The following is a 3036-nucleotide window of genomic DNA, read 5'->3' as shown; positions in this document are numbered from 1 at the left end:
TACGCTCTATCTTTGCGAACGCGAAGGGTTAGAGAAAGTACTGATCCATTTTGATGAGCTTGATCAGGGCATGTCGAGATTTGATTACTCGAGACAGCAGATGATCACTGGCCTGATTTTGGCAACCAGGGCAATTAACCGTGAGGCTGCAAAAAATACTGTTAAATTGAAGTCGGTTGTTTATTTGCGTACTGATCTTTGGGATGAAATAAATTTTTCTGATAAAAACAAGATTACATCTACTTCTGTTTTGGACATATCCTGGGATGAGGAGTCGCTATTGAAAGTAGTGAATTCCCGGGTTAAAAGTATTGTTGGGTCGGAGTGGCAGTATTTGCACGATGGCGTAAAAATGCGTGGGCGTCAGCAGAAGTTTTCTTATATTGTTGCTAGGTCGTTCTTGCGCCCAAGGGATATTATTAGCTTTCTAAATATTCTCCTCGATAAAGCCAAGAAACGCATTGCCTCTAAAGGCGGAGTTACAGTTTTCATAAACAAAGATATAGTTGAGTCCCGCCGAGAGTACTCAACTTATCTGCGGCGTGAGCTGCACGATGAAATTTCTCCGCATTGGGCAGAGTGGGAAGACTCACTCAGGATAATTTCCAAAATTGGGCTACTTTCGTTTGCGAGAGTAACATTTGAGCAAAGATATACACAATCGATATCTCCTCAGAGTGATCGTACATCTGAACAGGCGCTCGAAACTCTTTATGAATACTCCGTGATAGGGGCTTATCGAGCTTCCGGATATGGTGGTAAAAAATGGGTATACAGATACTCTGAGCCTGGGGAGGCGTGGGACAGTTCTGGCTCACTTTTTAAGGTGCATTTAGGTTTGAAGGAGCATCTTGCTCTGAAAGAATAGTTCTCTCGCAAGTACATCTGGCCGGCAGCTACCGCTCATGGATGACAGTTGCCGGCAAGAACTAGACCTTGAAGCACAATTAATAAATAAAATTTCACATCACCTAAGTCGCGCTGTTTACAATGCTCACTGAATTTCGTTTATCGCTTTGTCGCACTCATCAATGACGTATTGCGGTACCATTTGATAGGATCTTGGGTTTAATTGATAGATGTAATCATTCTCTATGTGAAATGATTGATTGATGAATTTTGCAATTACATTTGAAGTAGCTACTGCTTTCTCGTCAAATATCATGCGATATATATGTAATTTTTCATAGTTGCTTGACGTATCTAGGTACAGCTTTTTCATCTCTGCGTTGACGCTGCTAAGTGCGTATAACTTATCATAGTCGAAGTCGTGGATGTGACCGACTATCTCATTCGTTCCTGACGCGAACTCTTCGTCAGTTAGGTCGCGCAGAACAAGCTCGAACACACCGCTCTCTACTTCTCTTTGTTCGTAAATCTGTGGACGCTTCCGTTTGTGAAGGACACTGGATAGTACGTCGAACGCCAAATTCTTTCTATTAATGACTTCGAAATATCTACGCAGATAAATTACTTTATGAAGAGCGTGGATCTTATCCGCAAGATTGGAGGTGTTAATCTCAACAAAAGTCTGTATGTCCTTCCTCTCAATTACTTTCTCGGTCAAGTATCCCTGTTTGTTCTCCAAAAAGCAGGCGCTTAGCGCCTCAAATCTATCCCGGTGATGATGGATAAGGTCAACAACTGGTTCGAAGTCATGACTCAGCATTAGTACAGTTTTACCACTAAGCGATGATTTTCCTTTCGAGAATAGCATGTCCATGATGGCATATTTTTTATTCTTGTCGAATGAGGAGATTGGATCGTCCAAGATGATTAAGTCTGCTTTTTCTTTCAGAGCTTGAAACATGAATAATACTAAAGCAAATGCGTTGCGCTCACCAAAACTCAATCGACTCTTAACTTCGGTAACTTCGCCTATAATGTCGTTCGGCTCAAGTTTTAGGCGGTACTCTCCTCTATCTTCCTCTTTCAAAAACACATGATAATTATATCCGGCATTCCTGAGGAATTGATTTATTTTCTCACCGTGTTCTTCAATCAATTTTTTAATCAATAGCTTTTGCTTGGCAACTTTTCCTTGTAAGTTTCCGGCGATCTCTTGCAGTTTTTCAAGCTCTTTATTGACTATGTTTGCTTTACCTTGAGTCGCCTCTGATTTCAAGTGCGGGAAATTGCTCAGATCAATTACTTGGTTTTTTATAGCGTTGATTACTTTGTCGACGTCTTTCAAGGATGAGAAGCCGAGTGAGCGAGCGGCAATGAAGCGCTCTCTCAGTCGTCCGATTTGTTCTTTTATGTCGAGTAAATAATTAGACTCGTCGTCAGTGTAGCCATCAATTTTTGAGATAAATCCTGTGATTCGATTTCTCGTTTCTTCGGAGAAATATTGTTCGAGATGCTGAAAGGCAATAACAATCTTGTTAAGGTTTTCGATTGCTTTGGGTTTATAAACATCAGATACCTTTTTTATTATTTCTATCTTCTCGGTAGCGTCTGTCGCACAATATGGGCAATCGCTACCCATATCCATGAATGGCGCACCTTGGTGCTGCCAACTCACCCATTTGAAGTTATTGTCGTTCTGGATGAAATTTTTGAAAGGTTCTAAGCCTTCGGGAATATTGGCAACGTTGTTGCCTCCTTTAAAAGCTTGGGACATGGCGCTTGACGCGTGTATACCGTGTTTAACTTCTTTTCCGAAGGCAGTAATTATTGCGTCGAAATCTGCCAGCAGCCCGGAAATTTCCTCATCGCCATTCAAAGTGTTTTTCATTTGCGAGGTCATATCCTCGATTTCAAGTATTCCTCTTTCGTAATCTTCGCCACGGATGAAAATGTCGAAGCTTCCTTTGACCAATTCGTCTGCCTGAAAGGCGACTTCATTGATATATTTTTCATCGAAAATCAGGAAGTTTTGGACAGTTTCACATCCTTCCACGACTGGTGTCGCTTCCTTGTCCGCTCTCAACTTATAAGGGCGGAGTTGGTCCAATTCTTTGGACTTGTTTTTATAGTCGTTTACGGAAGCTGCGATGGCTTTTGCAATAGTACTCTTCCCTGTGCCGTTGATTG

General features: G+C 41.6%; 2 protein-coding genes. One reads left to right on the top strand and one right to left on the bottom strand.

The features are described 5' to 3' along the window. The coding region (locus HT737_RS29870) for a P-loop ATPase, Sll1717 family (RefSeq protein WP_182404617.1) at positions 1-868 on the top strand (868 nt) is incomplete at its 5' end. Between the two features lie 126 nt (positions 869-994). Here the strand turns inward: HT737_RS29870 and HT737_RS29865 are convergent. Then, positions 995-3036: AAA family ATPase (locus tag HT737_RS29865; RefSeq protein ID WP_182404616.1), on the bottom strand; the 2042-nt coding region annotated here is incomplete at its 5' end.

This window comes from Pseudomonas sp. MD195_PC81_125 (genome assembly GCF_014060985.1).
Taxonomy (GTDB): domain Bacteria; phylum Pseudomonadota; class Gammaproteobacteria; order Pseudomonadales; family Pseudomonadaceae; genus Aquipseudomonas; species Aquipseudomonas parakoreensis.
This window is presented reverse-complemented; position numbering and strand designations above follow the sequence as displayed.